This is a genomic window from Parasphingorhabdus sp., assembly GCF_048267785.1.
Classification (GTDB): domain Bacteria; phylum Pseudomonadota; class Alphaproteobacteria; order Sphingomonadales; family Sphingomonadaceae; genus Parasphingorhabdus.
In genome coordinates, this window is record NZ_JBLWWU010000001.1 from 322,759 (window position 1) to 348,213 (window position 25,455).

At 55.5% G+C, this 25,455-nt stretch carries 23 protein-coding genes; 6 read left to right on the forward strand and 17 right to left on the reverse strand.

The features are described 5' to 3' along the window. Positions 1-18 precede the first annotated feature (18 nt). From ACN0VD_RS01540 to ACN0VD_RS01600, 13 genes are all read right to left on the reverse strand, one after another. Positions 19-747 carry a hypothetical protein gene (locus ACN0VD_RS01540; protein ID WP_417590866.1) on the reverse strand — a complete coding sequence of 243 codons (729 nt, stop codon included), beginning with the start codon at positions 745-747 and terminating at the stop codon, positions 19-21. Between the two features lie 2 nt (positions 748-749). Next, positions 750-1,289 carry a GNAT family N-acetyltransferase gene (locus ACN0VD_RS01545; RefSeq protein ID WP_417590868.1) on the reverse strand — a complete coding sequence of 180 codons (540 nt, stop codon included), beginning with the start codon at positions 1,287-1,289 and terminating at the stop codon, positions 750-752. A 100-nt stretch (positions 1,290-1,389) separates the two neighbouring features. Further along, positions 1,390-1,968, reverse strand: a complete 579-nt coding sequence (locus ACN0VD_RS01550) for a thymidine kinase (protein ID WP_417590870.1) — start codon at positions 1,966-1,968, stop codon at positions 1,390-1,392. Positions 1,969-2,057: 89 nt separating this feature from the next. Further along, a complete protein-coding gene (gene rbfA, locus ACN0VD_RS01555) occupies positions 2,058-2,468 on the reverse strand; it encodes a 30S ribosome-binding factor RbfA (protein ID WP_417590872.1) in 411 nt (136 codons plus the stop codon). 102 nt (positions 2,469-2,570) lie between these two features. After that, the gene (infB, locus tag ACN0VD_RS01560) at positions 2,571-5,144 is read right to left on the reverse strand and encodes a translation initiation factor IF-2 (RefSeq protein ID WP_417590874.1); all 2,574 of its coding nucleotides are present in this window, start codon (positions 5,142-5,144) and stop codon (positions 2,571-2,573) included. Positions 5,145-5,207: 63 nt separating this feature from the next. Further along, positions 5,208-5,891: a DUF448 domain-containing protein gene (locus ACN0VD_RS01565; RefSeq protein WP_417590876.1), complete on the reverse strand. Its 684-nt coding sequence runs from the start codon at positions 5,889-5,891 to the stop codon at positions 5,208-5,210. Beyond that, complete coding sequence (gene nusA, locus ACN0VD_RS01570; protein ID WP_417590878.1) at positions 5,872-7,500, reverse strand: transcription termination factor NusA; 1,629 nt, start codon at positions 7,498-7,500, stop codon at positions 5,872-5,874. Before nusA ends, ACN0VD_RS01565 begins: the two co-directional genes overlap by 20 nt. A 2-nt stretch (positions 7,501-7,502) precedes the next feature. Beyond that, complete coding sequence (rimP, locus tag ACN0VD_RS01575) at positions 7,503-8,060, reverse strand: ribosome maturation protein RimP (protein ID WP_417590880.1); 558 nt, start codon at positions 8,058-8,060, stop codon at positions 7,503-7,505. A 125-nt stretch (positions 8,061-8,185) separates the two neighbouring features. Next, positions 8,186-9,160 carry a calcium/sodium antiporter gene (locus ACN0VD_RS01580; protein WP_417590882.1) on the reverse strand — a complete coding sequence of 325 codons (975 nt, stop codon included), beginning with the start codon at positions 9,158-9,160 and terminating at the stop codon, positions 8,186-8,188. Between the two features lie 90 nt (positions 9,161-9,250). Further along, positions 9,251-10,468 carry an argininosuccinate synthase gene (locus ACN0VD_RS01585; RefSeq protein WP_417590884.1) on the reverse strand — a complete coding sequence of 406 codons (1,218 nt, stop codon included), beginning with the start codon at positions 10,466-10,468 and terminating at the stop codon, positions 9,251-9,253. 119 nt (positions 10,469-10,587) lie between these two features. Next, on the reverse strand, positions 10,588-11,838 hold the full coding sequence (locus ACN0VD_RS01590; RefSeq protein ID WP_417590886.1) for a class I SAM-dependent methyltransferase: 1,251 nt from the start codon (positions 11,836-11,838) through the stop codon (positions 10,588-10,590). A gap of 36 nt (positions 11,839-11,874) precedes the next feature. Next, positions 11,875-12,633 carry a molybdopterin-binding protein gene (locus tag ACN0VD_RS01595; RefSeq protein WP_417590888.1) on the reverse strand — a complete coding sequence of 253 codons (759 nt, stop codon included), beginning with the start codon at positions 12,631-12,633 and terminating at the stop codon, positions 11,875-11,877. Then, complete coding sequence (locus ACN0VD_RS01600) at positions 12,630-13,442, reverse strand: cytochrome b/b6 domain-containing protein (protein WP_417590890.1); 813 nt, start codon at positions 13,440-13,442, stop codon at positions 12,630-12,632. Before ACN0VD_RS01600 ends, ACN0VD_RS01595 begins: the two co-directional genes overlap by 4 nt. A 227-nt stretch (positions 13,443-13,669) precedes the next feature. Here ACN0VD_RS01600 and ACN0VD_RS01605 point away from each other — a divergent pair, with 227 nt between their 5' ends. After that, positions 13,670-14,209 carry an outer membrane protein gene (locus ACN0VD_RS01605; RefSeq protein ID WP_417590892.1) on the forward strand — a complete coding sequence of 180 codons (540 nt, stop codon included), beginning with the start codon at positions 13,670-13,672 and terminating at the stop codon, positions 14,207-14,209. A gap of 247 nt (positions 14,210-14,456) precedes the next feature. Here the strand turns inward: ACN0VD_RS01605 and rlmN are convergent, their stop codons facing one another. From rlmN to ACN0VD_RS01620, 3 genes are read right to left on the reverse strand one after another with little or no spacing between them, the layout of a single operon-like run. After that, positions 14,457-15,704, reverse strand: a complete 1,248-nt coding sequence (rlmN, locus tag ACN0VD_RS01610) for a 23S rRNA (adenine(2503)-C(2))-methyltransferase RlmN (protein WP_417590894.1) — start codon at positions 15,702-15,704, stop codon at positions 14,457-14,459. 33 nt (positions 15,705-15,737) lie between these two features. Continuing rightward, positions 15,738-16,232 carry a hypothetical protein gene (locus tag ACN0VD_RS01615; RefSeq protein WP_417590896.1) on the reverse strand — a complete coding sequence of 165 codons (495 nt, stop codon included), beginning with the start codon at positions 16,230-16,232 and terminating at the stop codon, positions 15,738-15,740. After that, a complete protein-coding gene (locus ACN0VD_RS01620; RefSeq protein ID WP_417590898.1) occupies positions 16,229-16,873 on the reverse strand; it encodes a histidine phosphatase family protein in 645 nt (214 codons plus the stop codon). The genes ACN0VD_RS01615 and ACN0VD_RS01620 overlap by 4 nt, the downstream gene beginning before the upstream one ends. A 229-nt stretch (positions 16,874-17,102) precedes the next feature. Between ACN0VD_RS01620 and dnaN the strand changes: the two genes are divergently transcribed. From dnaN to ACN0VD_RS01635, 3 genes are all read left to right on the forward strand, one after another. Continuing rightward, positions 17,103-18,218: a DNA polymerase III subunit beta gene (gene dnaN / locus ACN0VD_RS01625; RefSeq protein ID WP_417590900.1), complete on the forward strand. Its 1,116-nt coding sequence runs from the start codon at positions 17,103-17,105 to the stop codon at positions 18,216-18,218. 404 nt (positions 18,219-18,622) lie between these two features. Next, on the forward strand, positions 18,623-19,069 hold the full coding sequence (locus tag ACN0VD_RS01630; RefSeq protein WP_417590902.1) for a hypothetical protein: 447 nt from the start codon (positions 18,623-18,625) through the stop codon (positions 19,067-19,069). 98 nt (positions 19,070-19,167) lie between these two features. Continuing rightward, positions 19,168-21,252 carry a TonB-dependent receptor gene (locus tag ACN0VD_RS01635; RefSeq protein ID WP_417590904.1) on the forward strand — a complete coding sequence of 695 codons (2,085 nt, stop codon included), beginning with the start codon at positions 19,168-19,170 and terminating at the stop codon, positions 21,250-21,252. Positions 21,253-21,297: 45 nt separating this feature from the next. Here the strand turns inward: ACN0VD_RS01635 and ACN0VD_RS01640 are convergent, their stop codons facing one another. Further along, entirely contained in the window at positions 21,298-23,040 is a 1,743-nt protein-coding gene (locus ACN0VD_RS01640) for an N-acyl-D-amino-acid deacylase family protein (protein ID WP_417590906.1), read from the reverse strand. A gap of 80 nt (positions 23,041-23,120) precedes the next feature. Here ACN0VD_RS01640 and ACN0VD_RS01645 point away from each other — a divergent pair, with 80 nt between their 5' ends. Further along, entirely contained in the window at positions 23,121-24,026 is a 906-nt protein-coding gene (locus ACN0VD_RS01645) for an alpha/beta fold hydrolase (protein ID WP_417590908.1), read from the forward strand. Positions 24,027-24,086: 60 nt separating this feature from the next. Next, complete coding sequence (locus ACN0VD_RS01650; protein WP_417590910.1) at positions 24,087-25,439, forward strand: hypothetical protein; 1,353 nt, start codon at positions 24,087-24,089, stop codon at positions 25,437-25,439. Positions 25,440-25,455: the final 16 nt, after the last annotated feature.

The following is a 25,455-nucleotide window of genomic DNA, read 5'->3' on the forward strand; positions in this document are numbered from 1 at the left end:
TATATCCTGCCTGAAAGACTAATTCTTATCGGGATCAAATTCATAGCCGCTACCGATATCATCGAAACGAATCAGTGGCTTGCGGCTGATCTTGCTCCACACTTCAGGAACATGTGCGTCTTCGATACTGCCATTCTCGGTTTTTTTGCGCCGCGTCAGATAATTGATACTGACGACATTCAAGTCTCCGGAACCACGATGCACATGATGATTGTCATAGCCGATCAGCCCCAGTTGCCTCCCCTTCAGCCGAAACGAAAATGTCCGGTTGAACATGTCCCAGCTGCCCGCACTGGACCAGAAACCGATATTTAGCCGCATTACGCCGTTGTCGATAGTCAGCGAACCATCCGAGGCGTTGTCAATCGGATCATCGATCATCGCGCCGCCGGTAACCGGGATAATCTGGTCGTTCCGGGCGATCCGTAAATATCCGCCATCCGCTTGCTTTAGCGCCACCAAGATTGTGCGCGGGTTACCGTTATATGGACCTGTACCAAAACCGTTGCCTTCTATGACCAGTTTCGGGTCATTCTGCCGGATGATAAGCGCCAGATCCGGAAGCCCGTCTTTATCCAGATCACCCTCGACGGATTTCTCCAGATACCAGCCATCGGGAACGAAACCTTCGGCTGAGGCAGAATTCAACGGGATCGAAGCAGGGCCGGATTGATCCCCGACATCATCACATGCGATACTTGCTGTACTGGCCAGCAGCAACGCCGGGGCCAGGATCAAAAGTCTCATCTTCACAAGCTCCACTCTTCCTTGAGCAGTCCGAAAACCGCAGTGTCCCGGACATAATTCGTCCAGGTAATCCGGTTTTTGCGCAATATACCCTCATGCGTCGCACCGAGTTTCAATACAGCCGCCATCGAGCGTTTGTTGCGGGTATCGACGCGAAATTCGATGCGGGTAAATCCACAGGCAAAAGCACGGTCGATCATCAGTTTTTTCATGATAGAGTTGAAGCCGCTGCCGCGTACCGACGGCGCGATATAGGTGCCGCCGATTTCCACCACACCATGCTGATCCGGATTGATATAATTGGTCATGCCGACCACCGTGCCGGTCTCGCTATTGATCACTGCAAAGCGGACCCAGTTAGTCGTATTGTGAAAGGCCTCTATCGCTTTGTCAAAATTCTCATCGAGCATCGACACCGGGTAGATATCCCAGATTTCCTGATCCTCTGCGCAGGCAGCACGCAATGGTTCGAGATGACGGTCGGCCAAAAGTTCGAGACGGACGGGGCCGTCAGCCAGTATTTTGGAAAGCTTCTCTGCCATCAATCTCACTCGTCGCCCCAGCGGAGGCTGGGGCCCAACCCAATTTCCGCATGTCATAATCTTGCTTTGGATTCCAGCCCTCGCTGGAATGACAATTAAACTATCCGTTCAACCGCTCCTTAAAATGTTTGCGGCACAGCGCGATATAGCTTTCATTGCCGCCAATCTCGGTCTGTTCGCCGGCGGCAACCGCATGACCCGCCTCGTCAATCCGCAAGTTCATCGTCGCCTTGCGCCCGCACTCGCACACCGCCTTCAGTTCGACCAGGCTGTCGGCCAGCCCCAAAAGCTTGGCCGAGCCGGGGAACAGATTGCCCTGAAAGTCGGTGCGCAGACCATAGCAAAGTACCGGGACACCGCTCTCGTCCGCCAGTTGCGCGCATTGCCAGACCTGATCTTCGGTCAGAAACTGGGCTTCGTCGATCATCACACAGGCCAGCCTGGCTTGCTGATGTTCAGCTTCGACTGCAGCGAACAGATCTGTGTCTTCGCCAAATCGATGTGCATCGGCGTGCAGGCCAATCCGGGATGCAATGGCGCCGAAACTTTCCCGATTATCGATCGCTGCGGTCCACAGCATGACCTTCATGCCGCGCTCGCCATAGTTGAACGCCGCCTGCAGCAAGTTGCTGGACTTTCCGGCGTTCATCGAGGCGTAGTAGAAATAGAGTTTGGCCATTGGCTTCGCTGCATAACCGTTCGTGCTGAGCCTGTCGAAGCACTTTTGCGTCCTGAAACCGTCCTTCGACAGGCTCAGGGCGAACGGCGCTATTCCTCGTCGGCCTCTTTCGCCAAATCCTGCGCGACCTTGGGATTGTTCAGCAGGCTTTCGATATGCGCCGCCTCGTCAAAGCTCTCGTCGGCCAGAAATTTCAGCCGCGCGGCATATTTCATCTTCACCCGCCTGGCGACTTCCTTCTGGAAAAAAGCTGTATTTGTCTTGAGCGCTTTGAGCACATCCGCCTCATTGGCCCCGAGCAAAGGCTTCACAAACACTGTCGCATGGCGCAAATCGGGTGACATTCGCACTTCGGTCACACTGACGCTGGTAGCGGAGAGCAGTTCGTCATGAACCTCGCCGCGCATCAGCAGTTCCGACAGTATATGCCGGACCTGCTCACCGACGCGCAGCAAGCGGACCGAACGTCCCTCGGGTGATGTATCGTTATATTTTGCCATCGTTGCTATCTCCCCCCTCCCACTTGCGGGAGAGGTTGGTGGTGGGAAGGATGAGGAGGGTCAAAGGCTCACCTCTGGTCCCTCCCGTAACCGGGAGGGAAACTAGATAATCCGCTCTTTCTCTTCAACCTCGAACACCTCGAGCATATCGCCCGGCTTGATGTCGTTGGTATCCTCGAGCACCGCACCACATTCCATACCGGCGCGGACTTCCTCGACATCGTCCTTGAACCGCCGCAGCGACGCGATGGTCGTTGCGCTGACGATAACATCGTCGCGGGTAAGACGCGCGAACAGGCCCTTGCGCAAGGCACCTTCGGTGACCAGCAAACCGGCTGCCTTGTCCTTCTTGCCCGACTTGAAGACTTCCTTGACCTCTGCGCGGCCCATGACATTCTCGATCTTCTCCGGACCAAGCTCTCCTGCCATTTCGGCGCGGATGTCGTCGGTCAGAGCATAGATGATATCGAAATATTTGAATCGGACACCGTCACGTTTGGCGATCTCACGTGCCTTGGCATTGGGACGGACGTTAAAGCCGATGATCGGCGCCTTGCTGGCACCCGCCAGGGTAACATCGGATTCCGTAATCGCGCCAACACCGCTGTGCAATATACGCACCTTGATATCGTCGTTCGAAATCTTGTTCAGTGCCTGCACGATAGCTTCGGTAGACCCCTGTACATCAGCTTTGACCAAGAGAGGGAATTCGACAGCGCTATTTGAAGCGGCCGAGAACATATTCTCGAGACTGGTCGGTACCTGTGTGGTCCTCTTCAGCTTCTCTTGCTCTGCACGATAGGCTGCAACTTCGCGAGCCCGCGCTTCATTTTCAACCACAGTCAGCTTGTCGCCAGCGGAAGGGACACCCGAGATACCTAGCACTTCCACCGGCATGGACGGACCAGCTTCCTTGACCTGCTTGCCCTTGTCGTCGATCATCGCGCGGACCTTGCCGGTCTGCGAACCGACGACGAAAACGTCACCGCGTTTCAATGTGCCGCGTTCGATCAACACGGTTGCAACCGGACCGCGACCGACATCAAGCTTCGCTTCGACAACAGTACCTTCGGCAGGACGGTCAGGACGCGCTTTCAATTCCAGCAATTCGGCCTGAACGTGGATTTTCTCCATCAGTTCGTCGAGACCGATTTTCTTGAGCGCCGAGACTTCGGCGTCGAGAACATCACCGGACATTTCTTCCACGATCACTTCATGTTCAAGCAGACGTGTACGAACCGTCGTCGGGTCGGCGCCTTCCTTGTCGATCTTGTTGATCGCAACAATCATCGGAACGCCTGCTGCCTTGGTATGATTGATCGCTTCAATCGTCTGCGGCATCAAACCGTCGTCGGCAGCAACAACTAGGATCACGATATCCGTGACATTGGCACCACGCATCCGCATTTCGGTAAAGGCTTCATGACCCGGCGTATCGAGGAACGTCACCTTGTCGCCATTTTTCATCGTCACCTGATAAGCGCCAATATGCTGGGTAATACCGCCAGCTTCACCAGCAACCACATCGGTTCCGCGCAACGCGTCGAGCAACGAGGTCTTGCCGTGATCGACATGGCCCATGATCGTAACGACCGGAGCACGCGGTTTCAGCGTTTCTTCCGGATCGACATCGGCCTGGGTGTCGATTTCAACATCAGCTTCCGAGACACGCTGAATGTTGTGGCCGAATTCCTCGACCAGCAATTCAGCCGTATCCTGATCGATGGTCTGGTTGACCGTGACCATTGAACCCATTTTGAACAGCGATTTGACGAGGTCCGCGCCTTTTTCGCCCATACGTTTGGCCAGTTCCTGTACGGTAATGGCTTCCGGCACGATAACCGATCGAATCTGCTTTTCGCGTGGCTCGGACGGACGACCCGACCGCTGAGCACGTTTTTCTTTTTCCCGTGCACGTTTCAGGGCAGCGAGCGAACGCGCCCTCGCAGCGCCGTCTTCGCCACGCAGAGCGCGGTTGACGGTCAGCTTGCCGGATTGACGGCGATCGTTGCGATCGTCGCGTCCGACCTTTTGCTTTTCTTTCTCCGGTTTTGGTCGCTTTGGCGCTTCCACGGGCGTGAACTTGCGAGCGGGTGGTCGGGCCGTGCTTGTCGCGGCGGGGGTTTCTGCCTTTGCAGTTTCAGCAACCTCGGAAGAATCAGCAGCAGCAACGGCAGCATCGGCAGCATCGGCAGCAGCTTTCTCCGCAGCAGCAATTTCTTCCTGCGCCTTGCGAGCCTTCTCTGCTTCGGCCTTGCGATTTTCCTCCGCCCGCTTTTTCTCTTCTGCGGTCTGCTCTTTTTTCTGACGTGCGTCGCGCTTGCGTGCTTCCTGCATCGCCTCAAGACGTGCCTCTTCCGCTTCGCGCAACAGTTTTGCCTGTTTTTCCTGCCGGGTCAGCACATCATCCGCTTTCGCGACAGCCGGAGCCTTCTTCGGAGCCGGTTTGGAAGCCGGTGCAGGAGCCGGAGCGGGCACAGGTGCTTCCTTGACGATATCCTTCGCCGCTTCCTGCGCGCCGGGCTTGCCGACCAGTTTCTTGCGTTTGACCTCGACCACCACCTTGTTGGTGCGTCCGTGGCTGAACGTCTGTTTGACTTCGCCAGGTTCAACCGAACGCTTCAGCCCCAGGGGCTTGCGTGCAGGTTTTGGCGTATCTTTTGTATCTTCACTCATCGAACAGACTTAATCCCTAAAAATAGATATTTTCAATATATTATCTGGCCTAGCTAGACCAAATTAAGCAACTTTCTTCTCTGCATCATCGCGCAATTCACCAGACCCGATAAAGCGGAGCCATCGCGCAAGCATATGTGAAAGCCGCTCTGCTGCGCGCCGATCGATAATGCCGATATGAACTACATTCTGACGGCCCAATGCCACAGAAAGGCCCTGGCGGTCCACCGGCAAAGTCATCCCACGCAAATCTTGTCCTTCGCGGTCACTGCCGACACGCCACGCCTGACCCAGCTTTGACGACCCGTCCTGCCCGGCATCGGACGCGTGAAGAAGCATGAACAATTCATCACGCCTCGCTGCCGTTTCAATTTTTTCTGAACCGGTTAGCAATGTCCCGCCGCGTGCTTCAAGGCCCAATCGATCCAATGTGGCGCGCTCCAGCGCCTTTTCAACCTGATCTGCCAGATCGGCCGGAATATCAAGTGCCCCGGTCTTGAACGCACGAGCCAATGCCGATTTCAGCTGTCCTTTGGCAAGAGATGCCTCAAGCGCAGCACGATTAACACTGACCCAGGCTCCACGGCCCGGCGCCTTCGCTCTTACATCCGGTGCAATTTGCCCATCCGGCCCCATCGCCAGCCGCACCAAATACTCCGGAGAAAGAATTTCTCCGGTTAAAATGCATTTACGGTGTGGCGTGCGATCTAGAGGGTTAGACCGCGTTTCATTGGGGAGATTCCGCATCTGCGTCCTCCCGAGTTTCTTCGGTCGCAGCAGCCTCTGGCTCGTCTTCGTCTTCGAACCAGTGCGCACGTGCCGCCATGATGATCTCGTTGCCCTGCTCTTCGGTCAGACCATATTTGGCCAACACACCATCCGGCTCGGGCTTGCGAGTGTCATTGCGGCGACGCGGTTCCGATTTCCGTTTCAATACCAGCTCGTCGGTCGCAAGATCGGCGACATCATCCAGCGTCTTGAGACCCGCTTCACCAAGCGTCACCAGCATGGCTTCGGTCAAATGCGGCAATTCTGCAATCGCATCTTCTACGCCCAATTCGGTACGTTTTTCCCGTGCCGCCGCTTCGCGCCGATCCAGTGCTTCAAGAGCACGATTCTGCAGTTCGGCTGCCAGCTCTTCGTCAAAGCCTTCAATATTGGAAATTTCTTCCGGCGCGACATAGGCGACTTCTTCCAATTCGCTGAAGCCTTCAGCCACCAGAAGCTGCGACAATGTTTCGTCAACGTCCAAATCTTCCTGGAACATTTCAGTCCGCGCAGCAAATTCCGCCTGCCGTTTCTCACTCGAATCCGCCTCGGTCATGATGTCAATGGCAAGGCCGGTCAGCTGCGACGCCAGACGGACATTCTGACCCCGACGACCGATGGCAAGGCTCAGTTGATCATCGGGAACAACAACCTCGATCCGGCCTTCTTCCTCGTCGATAACAACGCGACTGACCGTCGCGGGCTGCAAAGCATTGACGACGAATGTCGCAATATCTTCCGACCAGGGAATGATGTCGATTTTCTCGCCCTGCATTTCCTGCACGACAGCCTGAACACGGCTACCCTTCATACCAACGCATGCGCCGACCGGATCAATCGAACTATCATGGCTGATCACGCCAATCTTGGCGCGAGAACCAGGGTCGCGGGCGGCAGCCTTGATTTCGATGATGCCGTCATAAATTTCCGGCACTTCCTGTGCGAACAGATGCTTCATGAAATCGGGATGGGCGCGAGAAAGGAAAATCTGCGGCCCGCGATTCTCCCGACGCACATCCAGAATCAGCGAGCGGACGCGATCACCAACCCGTGCGGCTTCGCGCGGGATTTGCTGATCACGGCGAATAACGCCTTCTGCACGGCCGAGATCAACGACCACATGTCCAAATTCAACGGATTTCACCACGCCGGTTATGATTTCTCCAGCACGTTCCTTGAATTCTTCAAATTGCCGATCGCGCTCGGCATCACGGACCTTCTGGAAAATGACCTGCTTGGCCGATTGCGCATCAATGCGCCCGAGATCAACTTCCGGCAGCGGATCCACGATAAAGTCGCCGACCTTGGCGCCCGGCTCGAGCTTTTCTGCCTGCTTGATGTCGACCTGCTTGAAATAATCTTCGACTTCGTCAACCACCTCGACGACCCGCCACAGACGCAGATCGCCCGTTTTGACGTCTAGTTTTGCACGAATGTCATTTTCCGCACCATAGCGGGCACGCGCCGCTTTCTGGATCGCCTCTTCCAGCGCCTCGATCACGATCGTCTTATCGATCATTTTCTCCGATGCAACGGCGGTCGCAATAGCGAGCAATTCGGCTTTATTGGCTGAAATAGCACTGCCCATGATTAGTCTTCCTGTTCTTCCAAAGTCTGTTCTTCGATTTCGTCAGCGCCATCAGCTGAAACCGGAATGGTTGCAGCAATCAGAGCATCTGTCAGAATCAATTTTGCGCTATGGACATTCGTAAGAGGCGTCTCCTGACTTCCTGCCTTACGATCGTCAATCTTTATTATGTCACCTTCGATGCCTTCGAGCAGGCCCCGCAGCTGTTTTTTTCCGGAAACCGCCTCAATCAGATTGATCCGCGCTTCATGCCCCCTCCAGTTTTCATAATCTTTTGAACGGGTAAGCGGTCGGTCGATACCGGGCGAACTGACTTCCAGTCGATAGGCATAGTCAATCGGGTCGCGCCCCTCTTCTTCCAGAGCATCGAACTTTGTTGAAATACGCCGGGACAAAGCTGCACAATCATCGATACCCAATTGTCCGGTTTCAGGGCGCTCGGCCATAATTTGAAGCGTCGGCTCCTCCGCCCCTGACACAAACTGCACCCGCACCAGATCAAACCCCAAAGCATCTGCTTCCGGCTTAATCAGATCTGTCAGTGTCGTTATATCAGTCAAATAAATTCCATTTCCGTATGCAAAAACCTTGGCTGCCGGCCCCGTCTGGCGCCAGCCCCTTCAAATCTCACAATGTTGGGATGACTGCTATTTAGGGACAGATTCTCGATATTGCAACGCCTGATTCAAACAGCCACAACATTATAGACGAGCAGAGCCAGATAAGTGACCAGCAATATACCGCCTTCGATGCGCGTTATCCTTCGCCCGGTCGCGGCAAATATCAGCAGCAAGACCGAAGCAGCGATCAGGACGGGCAGGCCAAAATCGGTAATTTCGCCCGGAATCGTCCCGGGAGCGATGATGGCGGTGACTCCTCCAATCAGCAACAGGTTGAAGATATTGGAACCCAGTACATTGCCCAGCGCAACGGCGCTTGCGCCCTTATAGGCCGCGATCACCGAGGTCACGAGTTCGGGTAGCGAAGTACCAATAGCGATGATCGTTAGGCCGATCACGGCTTCGCTCATGCCCACGAGGCGCGCAAGATCGACCGCACCCTCGACCAGCCACCGCCCGCCAAGCACGATCATGACGATACCAAAGAGCAAAATCAGAATCGACCGCCAGAGCGGTTGCTCATCATGCAAATGCGTATCCGAAACTTCCAGGGACTCGGCTTTTTCATGCAACGCGCTTGCTCCGGCCGGCTGCGTCTGTTCGGCCCGATAAGCATAACCGAGATAGGCGAGCAATACAGCCAGAAAAGCACTGCCGATAGCAATTGTAATGCCGGTCGTGCTGGCAATCAGCCACAAGGCCACCGTCGCAACCAATGCCAGTCCGCCATCACGCCACAACGGGCCTCTTGGCACCACCACCGGCAGGATAAGCGAGGCAGCACCAAGAATGAGCAGACTGTTGGCGAGATTGGAACCGACGATATTGCCCCAGGCAATGCCTGGAGAACCCGCCCGCGCAGCTTCCACGCTGGCCACCAGTTCCGGAGCGGACGTGCCGAAACCGACGATCGTCAATCCGATCAAAAGTTCGGACATCCCTGCCCGTTCTGCCACCCGGACTGCCCCGCGCACCAGCAACTCGCCACCAACGATCAGGATCACAAAGCCTGCGAGGAGCAGAAGCAGCGGAATCAGCACAAGAGAAGCGTCGTAGTCGATGCGACTGCGCCGAGATATGTCGCCACATTGCCATAGCAACTCCGCGACAAGCGCGGAGCGCTGCAGATATCAGCCATTGCGCTTGCCGAGCAATTTCAACCGCAGCGCATTGAGCTTGATAAAGCCTTCTGCGTCTTTCTGATCATAAGCACCGGCATCATCCTCGAACGTAACCACTTTTTCGCTATAGAGGCTATCGGGCGACTTGCGTCCAACCACATTGACCGAGCCCTTATAAAGTTTCAGCCGGACCGTGCCGTTCACCCGTGCCTGACTGTGATCGATCGCTGCCTGCAGCATTTCGCGCTCGGGCGAGAACCAGAAACCGTTGTAGACCAGTTCGGCATAGCGCGGGGCCAGCTCATCTTTCAGATGGGCCGCCCCGCGGTCCAGTGTCAATTGCTCGATTCCGCGATGGGCTGCATGATAGATGGTGCCGCCCGGTGTTTCGTACATTCCGCGCGATTTCATACCGATATAGCGATTCTCGACCAGATCCAGCCGGCCGATGCCGTGCTCGCGACCATAATCATTGAGCTTTTCAAGCAAAGTCGCCGGGCTCATCGCCTCGCCGTTGATCGCGACACCATCGCCTCGTTCAAAATCGATGGTGATATATTCGGGCGTATCGGGTGCATCTTCGGGATTATTGGTCCGTGAATAGACGTAGTCCGGCACTTCTTCCCACGGATCTTCCAGCACTTTTCCTTCAGAAGAGGTGTGCAGCATGTTCGCATCGCACGAAAACGGTGATTCTCCACGCTTGTCCTTGGGAATCGGTATTTGATGTTTCTCGGCAAATTCGATCAGCCGGGTTCTGCTGTTAAGATCCCATTCGCGCCAGGGAGCAATCACTTTCACATCGGGATCAAGACTATAATAGCCGAGTTCGAAGCGGATCTGGTCATTGCCCTTGCCGGTAGCGCCATGGGCAACGGCGTCGGCTCCGGTCAGTTTCGCAATTTCAATCTGGCGCTTGGAAATCAGCGGCCGCGCAATCGAGGTGCCGAGCAGATACAGACCCTCATAAAGCGCGTTGGCGCGCATCATCGGGAAAACGAAATCCTTGACGAACTCTTCGCGCAGATCGTCGATAAAAATATGTTCCGGTTTGACCCCGAGTGTTTCGGCAACACGTCGCGCAGGGCCCAATTCTTCGCCCTGTCCCAGATCGGCGGTGAAGGTCACCACCTCGCACTGATATTCCTGCTGCAACCATTTCAGGATGACGCTGGTATCAAGGCCGCCGGAAAAGGCCAGAACCACACGCTTTACGGAATCGCTCATTTTATCGTCTTTCAAAGAGTAGAACCCAGATTAGACTGGCCGCCTAACAGGGTCCAATTTTCGGCGCAATATGATATATCCACGATAGATAAAGTCTCTGGCGCAAGGTGAAAAGAAAACTAGGCCGTCAAATTCTTCTCGGTCTCGCCGATATAATCCCGGGTCAGCGGTAAAGTCCGTCTATTGCGGCTGAACTGGATCTGGTAATTGCACATGCCGCCATTTTCAAAGGCCGCGGTTGCTCCGGCCAGATAGAATATCCACATCCGATAGAAACGCTCATCATATAGGGCGATGATCTTTTCCCGGTTTTGCACCGTTCTTTTATACCATTCCCTCAAAGTGAAGGCATAATGAAGCCGCAGATTTTCGACATCTGTCGCGATCAGGCGAAATGGCTCGCTGGCCGCCAGCGTTTCGCTCAGCGCCGGTATATAACCGCCGGGAAAAATATATTTGCGGGTAAAGGCATCGGTGGTCCCGGGGCCGCCCATCCGCCCGATCGTGTGCAGCAGCATCACCCCGTCGCCGGTCATCAGATTGGCGCAGCAGCGGAAAAAGGTACGGAACTGCGGCGTGCCGACATGTTCGAACATGCCGACCGAGACAATCCGGTCAAAAGCCCCCGCGTCGCGCTGCGCAAGGTCGCGATAGTCGATCAGTTCGAATTTCACCTTGTCGGCCACGCCTTCCTTCTCGGCCCGCTCCCGCGCCTTTTTAAGCTGTTCTTCGCTCAGCGTAATGCCCAGCACTTCAACACCACTTGTCCGGTGCAGATAGAGCGCCATGCCGCCCCAGCCGCAGCCGATGTCGAGCACCCGTTGGCCCGGCCTCAAATCCAGCTTCGCAGCGATATGCGCCTTCTTGTCAGCCTGCGCCTGTTCCAGCGTCATATCCGGCCCGCGCCGGTCGAAGTCCCAATAGGCACAACTATATTGCAGATCGTCATCCAGAAACAGGTCGTAGAGATCATTGCCGATATCATAATGATGCGCGACATTGCTCTTTGATCGACCGGGAAGATTGATGCCATCCAGCGCAGCCGCGGCCCCATCGCGGACTTTCTTCAAGATACCCGGCTCCTTGAGCCTCCCGCCGCGCTCGAAGGGTTTGTTGGCGCGCAACAGCTGCACCAACTGCATAATATCGCCCTGTTCGACGATCAGCCGGCCATCCATGAACGTCTCGGCGGCACCGAGCCGCGGATCGAGCAATATTTGCCGCACCACATTCTTGTCGGCAAGCCGGATGCCAATATCGGGATAGCCGTCGGTCGGCGTGCCATATGCTTCGGTCGATCCGTCGGGATGAGTGACCTTTATAGAACCCTTTTCAATCACGCTGTTTAGAAAACGTCCCAAAATCGACATTCATTCACTCCCAAGAAAACACAACAAACCCAAAAATCAGATGCCAGCATACCATTCATAATTGGCAACGTCCTGCCAGTAACCGCCCTTGCCCTCGCCAATCCCGGCCAATGATGCCACAGCTTCTACCCCTGTCACATATTTGGCCTGTTTATAACCCAGCTGCCGCTCGACCCGAAGCCGCAGCGGCGCTCCGTTCTCGATTGGCAACGGCTCTCCGTTCAACCGGTGGGCCAGCATCGTCTGCGGATGGAAGCCGTCAATCAGGTCGATGCTCTCGTAATAAGGCCTGCCGCCCAGCCGGTCGGCGCAGTGAAATACCAGAAACCTCGCGCTGTTTTTCAGCTGCGCGAGATCCAGTAGAATCTTGAGCGGAACACCCGTCCATTGCCCGATCGCACTCCAGCCCTCGACACAGTCGTGCCGGGTGATCTGGGTCCGCTGTGGCAGGGATTGCAGCGCCGCGAGGCTGAATTTCTGGGGCTTGGCGAACAGACCCGTAAGCCGGAGCCGCCAATTGGCAAAACCCTGAGCCGCGCTGGCGGCATAGTCGGCAGTCCCCGGATCGCGGGTGCCGTTAGCCCGGAATTTGGGAGAAAGATCGGCGATGCCATATTCGCTCGCCAGCTCCATCCGGTCACCCAGAGCGCGCTGAACCGTGAAATTGGCCGTTTCGGCACTCGCCAGAATATCCTGAAAGGCGGGGCTCCGATTAAGCGCATCGCAACCGGACAACAAGCTGCCCGCACCGATTGCCGCGCTGCTGATCAATTTGCGGCGGGAGATAATCGTCATCGCGACGGCTCCTTCCGTTCTCCACCCGAGATCATCGCTCCGATCTGCCGAAATGGACCGGAAAGCAGAACCATTATCATATGGATCAGGAAGAACAGCACCAGGAGGAAAGCTGCAATGAAATGCAGCGAACGTGCTGACTGGCGCCCTCCGAAAAGGTCGCTCAGAAACGGCCAATTGGCGTCCATCGCGGGAGACATGGTCAGGCCTGTGAAAATCATCAGCGGCAACAGGATGAAAATCACCGCGATATAGCTCAACTTCTGGATGCTGTTATAATCCTGTCCGATCGACTGCCTGATCGCCTGCAGGCTCGTGTGATTTCGGAAAGACCGCCATAGATGCGACGGTCGCCATTCCTTGCGCCGCATATGCAGGTCGCGCTGGATGTGACGGTTCCAGAGAGACCGGAGCATGAACAAGCCCAGACCAAGGCTGAATATCCACGCGAAAAAGAAATGCCAGCGCCGGCCATCGGCCAGACTGTAGCTTGAAGGAATGGTCGCCCAGCCTGGAAAAGCCCGTATCCGGGTTTGACCCTGACTATCCTGCCAATTTCCCAGAAACCCGGTCGTCTCGATGCGCAGCTCACCCAAGCGCAAATAACCCATAGTCTGCGAAGACCCTACTGCCATCCAGGCATAGTCGTCATTCGCGCCATATTCGCCCCAATAGAGCCGAGGGTGGGCGTTGAAAATGGTCAGACCGCTCATCAACAGCACGATCAGGCACAAAGCATTGGTCCAGTGCCACAGACGCGTGGTCAGACGGTGACGTTGCTCGCGGGGAATGATGGCGTCCTTCGGCATGGTTGCACTCTAGCCATTGGTTCGGCGTTGCCAAGCCCGACGTTACAACCAGCGACTGTTGCATATCCACAACACAGCCCGCGAGAACAGCAATTGTTACAATTTTTATTCAATCGTGCAGTTGCCGTTCAGGTTTGTAAACTTATATCAACAGTCGACCGCGAAAGAAGAATTGAAGATTAATAAAAGTAGCGGTTGTTTAATCGTAAAACCAAGGAACAAATAAAATGAAAAATGTAACAATAGCAGTTGCTATTGCAGCATCTGTGCTTGCGTCCCCCGCAATGGCTCAGGAAAAAGGCGACTTTTCTGGCGTAAAAGCCACGGCAATCGCCGGATATGACAATATTGACCTGGATATTGCCGGTGTCGATAATGTTGACGGATTTCTTTACGGTGCCGCATTGGGCTATGACATCCAGTCGGGCAATATTGTCTATGGTGCAGAGCTCGAAGCAACCGAGTCCACCAGCAAAATTTCCAATGGTATAGATCGCGTCGATGCCGGCCGTGATCTCTACGCCGGCGCTCGCCTTGGCTATGTCGTAGGCGGCTCCGCCCTGCTCTATACAAAAGCAGGCTATACCAACGCTCGCGTGTCTTCCCCCGGACTGGGCGGGTCTAACGGCGACGGCGTTCGCGTCGGTGCCGGTGTCGAATATAAGCTGAGCGACAAAATGTTTGCCCGCGGCGAATATCGTTACAGCAACTATGAAGACGGCATTTCCCGTAACCAGGGCCTCGTCAGTCTCGGCATGCAATTCTAATCCAGCCGGATTAAATCAATGCAGATCGGGCGGGTAGCAATACCCGCCCTTTTTTTGTGCTTTAACTACCATCCAAGATTTTTCAGATCATCAAGACGACCATCTATCTGGCCGACAGGAAAAAATTCCGGAAGCCTGCAATCGCAGGCAAACGCTGTTGCTCACTGCCTATCCTGCAAACCGATGCCGGGAACAACGCAGCCGCTGTACAAAATCCAATGATCGAGACGGGCCTGGTCGCAACAGCCTAGCCGAGCGCAGCCTGCTTTTCTTCGGCCAGCCGGTCCAGTTCCGCGCGGCTTTTCTTTTCGCTCGCGGATTTCAGTTGGCCGCAGGCCGCCATGATATCGCGGCCTCTTGGTGTCCGGATTGGCGCGCTGATACCGGCATCGAAGATGATCTTCGAGAAGGATTTGATCCGTTCGGGCGTCGAACATTCATAGTCAGAACCCGGCCAGGGATTGAACGGGATCAAATTGACCTTGGCGGGCAAATCGTAATTGCGCAGCAGGTTCACCAGCTCGCGGGCATCCTGATCGCTGTCATTCTTGTCTTTCAGCATCACATATTCAAAGGTGATCCGCCGGGCGTTATTGGCTCCGGGATAATCGGCACAGGCCTGCAGTAGCTCCTCGATCGAATATTTGCGGTTGAGCGGGACGATCTCGTCCCGGGTTTCCTTGTTTACGGCGTGCAGCGAAATCGCAAGATTAACGTTAATCTCTGCTCCCGCCCGAGCGATCATCGGCACTACGCCACTGGTCGACAAAGTGATCCGGCGTCGGGAAAGCGCGAGCCCGTCGCCATCCATCACAATCTTCATCGCATCGCGCACATTATCGAAATTATACAACGGCTCACCCATGCCCATCAGCACAATATTGGTCAGCAGGCGACCATCCGATTTATAAGACTGATTATATTCTTTGGTATTTTCCGCTTCGCCGTCGTCAGCAAAGTCCATCACCCCCTTCGGCCATTCACCTAGCGCGTCACGAGCCAGCATGACCTGACCGACAATTTCGCCGGGGGTGAGATTCCGCACAAGCCGCATCGTGCCAGTATGGCAGAAACGGCAATTGAGCGTGCAGCCGACCTGACTGGAAATGCATAATGTGCCGCGATCCTCATCAGGGATGAAGACCATTTCATAATCCTGGGAGTCGGCAGAGCGCAGCAACCATTTGCGGGTACCGTCTTCCGACAGATGCGCTTCGACAATTTCCGGGCGACCAATCACGAAACGCTCTGCCAGCCAGGGCCGCAAGCTCTTGCTCATGTCGGTCATCAGGGAGAAATCGTTGATCCCGCGATGGTATATCCAGTGGAACAGCTGCTTGGAGCGCAGTTTTCCCTGCTTTTCTTCAAGTCCCGCAGCGATCAGAACGTCGCGGATTTCCACAACGCTGAGACCGATGAGGTCGACGCGACCGTCTTCACGCGGGGTGACCTTTGATGGCAACGGAACGGGATCTATATGGCCGGGTATCTGCATGGGAGCGCATATAGGCAGTGTCTGCAGGAAAATCTACCGCAACCGCGAACAGCCCAGCGATGCGGCGTCTATGGCCGTTGCAGCGCCCCGCAGCCGGTAGGCATCGACGATCGACTTGCCATCGCGCCCGACACTTTCGACGGTCATGCTGGTTGCGGATCGGATCGCGGCGATGATCGCGGCGTCCATCCGTTTGTCCTGAGACCAGCCATCGGAGCGATTGGCGGTAAGCTGGAACCGGCGACCGGCGATGCTGACGGTCACCCGGCTGTTGGTCGAACGGTCCCGGCTCAGGCGAACATGGAATTGGCGCCTGATCTCGCGCTTGGGCCAGAATCCGATGCTGACATAGGATTTGCGTTCCGCGTTGCCATTAATCTCTTCCGATTCCGCAATCGCATAGCAGCGCGGGATTTCCGGATCACGGAACGCGCCCCAGCTGTTGAATATGCCGAGGGAATCCTTCGCGACCACCGGTCCCGGGATCGCGGACACAAAAAGCCCCAGAAGAATGAGCCGCTTTTTCAAGCCTTCTCCCCTTCCCCTCCGCCGGTGTGAATAATCTCTTCAACACCGTCACAAATCTGCACGATCGAACCTTGCGGCAGGCCCGCGGCGATCGGCGCGTCAAAGCGCGGGTGCGGATCCGCGCCAACGAGCAGGCCGCGCAATACCCGGCTGGTCATGCCATGGCTGATCAGCACAGCGTCGCGGGTAAAATTCTGCTCTGCAAGCCAATGCTCCAGTCGTTTTGCAATATCGCGATAATCCTCGCCGCCGGGTGCCACCGTGGCAAACAGCCGCTCCTCTTCGTCGATTACCAGCTTGCCGGCCAGATCGCGGTAATAGACGCCACCCCACTCACCCATATCGATTTCCTGAAGCCGCGCATCGCTGCGCGCCTGATGCCAGTCGGCCCCGACATGCTCGGCGATCACCGATAAAGTCTGCAGCGCCCGGTCGGTATCCGAAGCGATCAGATCGAGAGCCGGTGGATTTGGCGCAAGGTGCAGCGCAAGAGCGCGCCCCATCGCATCGGCCTGGGCAAAGCCTGCGCGGGTCAGCGGCGTATGGACATGATTGCCCTGGATCCGCGCAGCGAGGTTGAAGATTGTCTCACCGTGGCGCGCAATGAACAGACGCTTTCCATTGGTATTGATACCGTTCATATCTTTCCTGTCCCGTTAGAAAATGGCAAAAACCATCCGATGAAACTGCGGCTTTACCCGCCTCACTAGTTTTTTCCACAGTTTTTCACGGCATTATCGGACATTGGGCCGCGATCAGGCTTGCCCTGCGGCACTTTATTGTTAATGAAGCGTGGAACTATTCGTGAACCTGTGCGGACTCTTGTGCACGGCAATTTTCACGGTTGAACGGGAACAAGAAGGACGGTTTATGAAAGCGACCATTGAACGCGCGGCATTGCTAAAGAGCCTGGGCCATGTCCAGTCCGTGGTTGAGCGGCGCAACACCATTCCTATTTTGTCCAACGTACTGATCGAGGCAAGCGCCGACGGCAGCATCAAGCTGATGGCAACCGACCTCGACCTTCAGGTTGTCGAAACCGTCGAAGCCCAGGTCGAGACGGCGGGATCGACCACGGTTTCCGCGCACACATTGTTCGACATCGCCCGCAAGCTGCCCGACGGTTCGCAGGTCCAGCTGGACGCAGCCGATGGCAAGATGAAGGTTAACGCCGGCCGCGCCCGCTTCAACCTGCAGACACTGCCCCGCGACGATTTCCCGGTCATCGCGGAAGGCGAACTGCCTACCAGTTTCGAACTGCCCGCGTCCTCGTTGATCCAGATCATCGACAAGACCCGCTTCGCGATCTCGACCGAAGAGACCCGCTATTATCTCAACGGTATTTTCCTGCACGTGCAGGACGAGGAAACGCCGGTGCTAAAGGCCGCCGCGACCGATGGTCACCGCCTCGCCCGCGTCACCCTGCCCCGGCCCGCCGGTGCAGAAGGCATGCCCGACGTGATCGTCCCGCGCAAATGCGTCAACGAACTGCGCAAATTGCTGGATGAAAATAGCGAGTCGTCGGTCCAGATCGACCTGTCGGCAAGCAAGATCCGCTTCACTCTCGGCACCGCGATCCTCACCAGCAAGCTGATCGACGGTACATTCCCTGATTACACGCGGGTCATTCCGACCGGCAATGACAAGCTGCTCAAAATCGATCCCAAGAGCTTTGCCCAGGGTGTCGATCGTGTCTCGACCATCGCCACGGAAAAAACCCGTGCCGTCAAAATGGCGCTCGGCGATGACAAGATCACTCTGTCCGTTACCTCGCCTGAAAATGGCAAAGCCGAAGAAGAAGTTCCCGGTTCCTACAAGAACGATGTTTTTGAAATCGGGTTCAACTCAAAATATCTGATGGATATTTTGAGCGAAATTGAAGGTGACACGGTGGAATTGCACCTCGCCGATGCGAGCGCGCCGACGCTCATTCGCGAGAATGACAAGTCGCCGGCCCTTTACGTGCTGATGCCGATGCGGGTTTAATCGCTCTCCGCTGAGGGAGAAAGTTGCGTAGACTTAATGAGCTCCGTTCGTCCTGAGCCTGTCGAAGGACAATTCTCGACTTCAGGCGTGGTTGGGCAATCTCACTACGAACGGCAGCAACAGACCGTTGCATGGCTCTCATCCAACTGCGTTCAATCCCGTCACTCCAGCGAAGGCTGGAGCCTATACCAATGATGCTATCTCTCGCTTGTTCTCGCCAAGTGCAAAACTTGCTGGCCATCGTTAGATCGGGTTGGGCCCCAGCCTTCGCTGGGGTGACGGAAATATAGGCCGCGACCCTTGAACCTAGGCAATATTGCATTGATTGTTCGGCCTCTCGGAGCCGACACGTCCGAGAAGACTAGCATTTACTCCCGCTGCACAATATAGCGCCCCGATAGACAATGACTCGGCCTCACGCCCTCTCCCGGTTCCTGAAAACCAACCCGGCGATCCACGCTTTCGCCTTGCTCGCGATATTGGTGAGCGCGCTGTCACCGCAAGGCTTCATGCCCACGCACAGCGCCAGCGGTTTCGCGATCAAGCTCTGCTCCGGCCATGCCGACAGCAAACTAGCGATCACACCGGACAATCCTGACTTTGCCCTGCTTACGCTGGTCTATGGTCAGCCGGACAAGAGCGCGCCGGAACCCGACCAGGAACCATCAACGCCTGCCTGCGCCTTTGCCGGTGGCACGTCCTTTGGCTTGGCTTCTTCCCCACCGGAGCTCGCAATGTCGACATTGCCTCCGGCCGTGCACGAACCATCCGAACCTCGCCGCTTTGCGCTCCGCAACCGGATCAACATCCCGCCGGCAACCGGCCCGCCGGCAACGTCCCGACACATCTGAAATAGCGCGCGATCTTTGCCCTCCTGGGCGAAGGATTGCTCCAGTTGCATTTAATGCGGCCCTCCCACGTGGTGGGACATGGCCGTTTGGGATTTATCATGAAGAAAATATTATTTACTGCTTTCACGGCCAATGTCGCTCTTGTCGCATCTCCTGCATTTGCCGAAGGTGACCCGCTCACCGACATTATCGTTATCGGTCAGCGCGACACCGCTACCACCGACGAGATCGAAAGCGACAAGGAAATTGTATCCACGCCCGACGCTGCCGCGCTTGTCGCGCGCGCGCCGGGCGCTGCATTGATCGATAATGGCGGCCTGTCCGGTCAGGTGCAGTATCGCGGCCTGTTTGGCGACCGGATATTGGTCCGTATAGATGGACAGCGCTTTTCATCGGGTGGTCCCAATCTAATGGACCCGCCGCTTCATTATGCGCCGATGGCTCTGGTGGACCGGATCGAGGTGGATCGCGGCATCAGTCCGGTTCGCAAGGGACCGGGTCTCGGCGGCGGTGTGAATGCCGTGTTAAAACAGGCTCAGTTCTCCGACAGCGCGACAATGCAGCCGAATGCTGATCTCACCGCCGGCTATCGCAGTGGCGACAATAGCTATCTTTTGGGAGGACTCGTCGGCCTGGCCAGTGAACGGGTCAAACTGGGCGTCATTGCGTCCTATGAGAAAGGCGACGATCTGCAATTCCCGGATGGAACCATTGCTTCATCAAGCTTCGAACGCCTGAATTTCGGAGCCCATGCGGGCCTGAAAGTCGGCAACGGCAGCCTGACCCTGTCTTACCGACGGCAGGAAACTGATCCAACCGGCAACCCGCCATTTCCCATGGATATCCAGTATTTCAACACGGACTTCCTGAATCTTGTCTATGAAGGGCAGCTCAACGACAATCTATATCTTGAAGTGGAAGCGGGACACGTCGCGATCCGGCATCTGATGGACAATTATTCTCTGCGGCAAGGCCCGGCCAGTCCGATGGACCAACGCGCCACTTTTGCCGATGCGGACACCAGTACGGCTGCCACTGCGCTGCGCATGGGCACCCCGGATCGGCATGTCCGGCTTGGCGCAGATGTTGAGACATTCGACAAGGATGTCCGGATCACCAATCCGACCAATGCGGCCTTTTTCTTGACATCCCTCAACAATATCTCCGGCAGCCGGGTCGGCGCCTTCGTCGAAAGCCGCCTGGGGGCTGGACCGGTTGAAGCTGAAATTGGCGCACGCTTTGACCATCACCAGTTGGAGGCAGGATCACCATTATTGGGGAGCGCCGTTCCAATGGGGCCACGCATTCTCGCCAATAGTTTCGCCGCATCGGACCGCACATGGTCGGATGAGACGATAGATGTTACTGCACGTTTCTGGAGTGATATGGGCAATATCAAACCCCGTGCCTCCTTTGCCTACAAGACCCGTGTGGCCAATGCCATCGAGCGCTTCTCATGGCTGCCGACCGGTGCAAGCGGGGGGCTTGCCGACGGCAATATCTATGTCGGTAATCTGAATCTGGGAAACGAAAAGGCATGGATTGCCGAGGCCGGATTTGATTACCAGGATCGTCGTTTCTACGCGCGGCCAACGCTGTTTTATCGGCGCATAGATGATTTCATTCAGGGCGTGCCCTTTGATGGCACTCCCGGTGTCATCGACAGTCCGGTCGAAATGGTCGCCAATATGAACGGTGATCCAACACCCTTACGCTTTGCAAATGTAGATGCGGAAATTTACGGTGTCGACGTGGATTTCGGATGGCATATCAGCGGCCCGTTGCATCTCGACGGTACGGCCAGCTATGTCCGGGCAAAGCGACGCGACATTGATGACGACCTGTATCGCATCACCCCGCCGAACGTCCGGGCCGCCTTGAGCTGGCAGGAGAAAAGCTGGCATCTGGGTGCTGAATTGCGGGCCTTTGCTGACCAGAACAAAGTGTCTGCTACCAATAGCGAACAGCCCAGTGACGGCTATATACTCGCCGGATTGTTCGGTCATGTCGCACTGACACCCACCTTGTCGCTCGACGCCAGCGTGGAAAACCTGTTCGACAAAAAATATACCGACCATCTCGCCGGCTACAATCGGGTCAGCGGGTCAGATGTAGCCGTCGGCGCCCGCCTGCCTGGAGCAGGCAGAAGCGCCTTTGTCCGGCTGCGCTGGACAGGAATGTAATTCGGTCAATCCAATTCGGTGCGCAGCCGGTTTTCCGGCTGCGCGCTATTCCGCCGCTTCGAGCAGCTCGACCGCCTGCGGACCACGGATCAGGCCACCGGGGCGTTTGTCTGTAACGACGCCGCCCCTGAACGTTATCTGCCCTGACTTGATCGTATAATCATAGCCATCGGCCTTTTGCAGCAAACGCTTGCCGCCCGCTGGCAGGTCAAAGGCCAACCAGGGCTTGCCCAGCTTGATCCGATCCATATCGATCACATTGACATCTGCCAGATAGCCCGGCTTCAGCAATCCACGATCGTTAAGGCCATAAAGTCGCGCAGTATCAAGGCATTGGCGCTTGATCGCATGTTCAATACTCAACGTGCCACGCTTGCGATTCTTGACCCAATATTCAAGCATGAAGGTCGGGCTTGCGGCATCACAGATCGTCCCGCAATGGGCGCCGCCATCGGACAGACTGTTGACCGTATCATCGGCATTTTGCAACGCTTCGAGGAAATCAAGATTGCCGTCCATATAATTGAGCAAGGGCAGATAGATGAAGCCCTTGCCGTCATCCGCCATCATCAGGTCATAGGCATATTCCGGGCCGGATTTACCCGCCGCTTCCGCGCGCGCCGCAATGCTTTCATCGGCCTGCGGTTCATAGTTGAAATCAAGGTCCATCTCGAACTGCATCGGCCAGCCCTGTGTAATGACCATGAAGACCGGCATCATATCAACCTGTTCCGGCGGTGTGCTGGTTTCGCTCAGCAGCTGCGCCTTGAACGCGGGATCTTTCAGTCTGGCATATTTTTCATCCCAGCTCAGATTTTCCATCGCCATCCAGCTCGGGTGCCGGACGAACGGATGGACCGTGCCCTGCCATGCCATGACGATGCCGTTTCCGCGTAGCGCAATCTGCGCGACGATATTGGCACCATTGTCATTTTCCGCACGCATATTGCTGATCTGCTCGTCGAGCGACTGCTCCTTGGCGATCGACTGCAGCGCCGCAAAGGTCACCGGCAGACCGGTTTCGCGGCTGAGGTCGCCCATCCAGCCGAATTCGTCCCATTCCTTGTTGAGATCGCTGGCCATCTCGAACACGCCATAGCCGACCCGGCCCATTGCGCGACCGATGCCGATCAACTCTTCCTTGGTCGCTGTGGTTCCAGGAACCAGTTCGCCGTCGACGCTCCGATGCAGGATTGTGCGGGATGTCGAAAATCCAAGCGCACCCGCTTTCAGGCCATCCTCCACGATCTGCGACATCTGTTCGACTTCATCATCTGTTGGCACCGCACCCGGCTTTTCCCGGTCGCCCAGAACATAGGCACGCACAGCCCCATGCGGCACATGGGTTGCGACATCAACCGTGCGTGGCATTCTTTCCAGCTCGTCCAGATATTCAGGGAAAGTCTCCCAGTTCCAGCTCATCCCTTCGGCCAAGGCGGTGCCGGGAATATCCTCGACGCCTTCCATCAGATTGATCAGCCATTCGTGGCGGTCGGGCCGCGCGGGTGCGAAACCGACACCACAATTGCCCATGATCACGGTGGTGATGCCATGCCAGCTGGAGGGCGCCATTTCATCGTCCCATGTAGCCTGCCCATCATAATGGGTATGTACATCGACAAAACCCGGCGTGACAAATTTGCCCGATGCATCGATTTCTTCCCGGCCTTGCGCCGCAACCGTTCCCACCAGCGAGACGCGATCACCGTCGATCGCCACGTCGGCCACAAAGGGCGCTCCGCCTGTGCCGTCAACCACTGTACCGCCACGGATTACCAAGTCATGCATCGAGTCTCTCCTGATTATTTTCAACACGCTTAACAGATTTAACTGGATGATTAAAGCCATCTGCTGTTACCACCTCCGGCATGGTAGAGAAAATTTCATGGCAGCCCGATCCGGCGACCGGCATTATGATCGATTGGGTCGAGGCTAACGGCCAGACATTTGAAGTCGCAACGGCAGGCACGGGCAAGCAACTTGCGCTCTGTCTGCACGGTTTCCCCGAGCTGAATTATTCGTGGCGGCACCAGATTCCGCTGCTGGCCGACTTGGGCTATACAGTCTGGGCACCCAATTTACGCGGCTATGGCGGCTCCAGCAGGCCCACTGGCGTGAGCTCCTATCGCCTCAATACTCTGGTGCAGGACGTCGCTGAGCTGATCGACGCCAGTGGCGCGGAAGACGTAACCCTGATCGCCCATGACTGGGGCGCGATCGTCGCCTGGCATTTCGCGATCCTGAAGATACGCCCGCTGACCCGCTTGGTCGTCATGAACGTCCCCCATCCCAAATGCACTCAGCGGGAAATGAAACATTGGTATCAGCTCAGGAAAAGCTGGTATATTTTCTTCTTCCAAATCCCTGGGCTGCCGGAATGGCTGTTTGGATTGAACGGTGCCGAGCGGATCAAACGGGCCTTTTCCAATATGGCGGTCGACAAAAGCCGCTTCCCCGATAGCGACTTGCAAATCTACGCCAACGCCGCCAGCCGGCCCGGTGCCTTGCGCGCAATGATCAACTATTACCGCGCCCTGCTCCGCACCAGGGACGTGCGAGAGATCGGCGACGGGATTGTAGATATCCCGACCGTGATGATCTGGGGAGAAGAAGATGCAGCAATAGACATCCGCTGCACCGATGGCACCGAAGAATGGGTACCCGATCTCGAACTGCACCGCCTGCCCGGCGTCTCGCATTGGGTGCAACAGGAAGCACCGGAGAAAGTGAATGCAATTTTACGGGGTTGGTTGGATAAACCAGACCGATTTTAAATTAATTTGAGTATAAGGGCCACTATAGTTAAGACATCCAAAAATAGATGGGAGACTGACATGGCGGACCTACTTGATTTAATGAACCCTCAACGGGCTCGCCTGTTCCCCATTCTAGCAGACACTTCCAAAGAAGGCAGAACACTCTCTATTTTCTTAGCGACACTCACTTTCGTTAGAGGCTTTTCGCAAAATCTATTTAACTCAATTAACCAGAGAATTGGGTCGACCACTATAATTTCGACTTACACGGAAGTGAACTTCAACAATCTGGCTGACAAAAAGATGGGACGCCCAGATGGTTTGATCGTTTTAGAAACTGGAAAACGCACTTGGTCGGCGCTCGTCGAAGCAAAAGTGGGAAAGTCCGAGATATCAAACGATCAATTGGAGCGCTATTTGGCTATAGCAAAATCGAAAAAAATTGATGCCGTGATAACAATCTCGAACCAATTTGCGACAGTACCCGACCATCATCCAGTCAAAATCACCTCAACAAAATTCAAGGGCATCGGGCTATATCACTTTTCCTGGATGCAAATAATGACTGTGGCACGATTGCTAACCGCTAATCAGGACATTGAAGATGAAGAGCAAGCAAATATCCTAAAAGAATTCCTGCGTTTTATAAGTCACCCAAGCGCAGGGGTGGAAGGTTTCTCTCAAATGCCGAAAGCATGGAGTACAGTGTGTGCTCTCGTGCAAGCAGGCGGAAAACTGGTGCGCAATGATGAGCTCTATGCCGTCGTTGAAGCTTGGCAACAAGAAACAAAAGATCTGAGTCTTATCCTTAGCCGTCAACTCGGTACATTTGTGCGTGAGAAACTATCACGCGCAGAATCTTCAAGTCCGGGAGCAAAGTTCGAGAGCGACGTAAAGGAACTCGTTTCGAAGCAGGCATTGGCGATAAATTTGGACGTACCTGATGCGGCATCACCCCTATCGGTGATAGTTGATCTACGCCGTCGCTCCATTCTAAACTCGATGTACGTCAAGGCTCCTGGCGATAAGGTCTCGAATAAAGCTCGCTTGAATTGGTTGTTACGACAGATTCCCAAACAGGCAGATTCAAAAGCGCATATCAGAATGTATTGGCCCGGATCTTCACCAACCACTCAGCTGCCCTTGAGTGACCTACGAGAGAACCCAGACAGGATTGGCGAAGATAAAGGCAAAATGACGGTCGTCGGTTTTGATGTTATCATGCCGGTAGATTTGGGTAATCGGTTCGGCCAAACCAGAACAATAATCCAAGAGTTAGAAACTTCAGTCCCACATTTTTATGAATCGGTGGGCCAGCATATACGGCAGTGGGCTCCTCCGCCTCCGAAACTATCGCAAGAACGAGTCAGTCCGGAGACTGTAAGCCCCAATACAATATCTGAAGATACGAATTCGATTGAGGCAGAATAACCCGAATAAATGATTC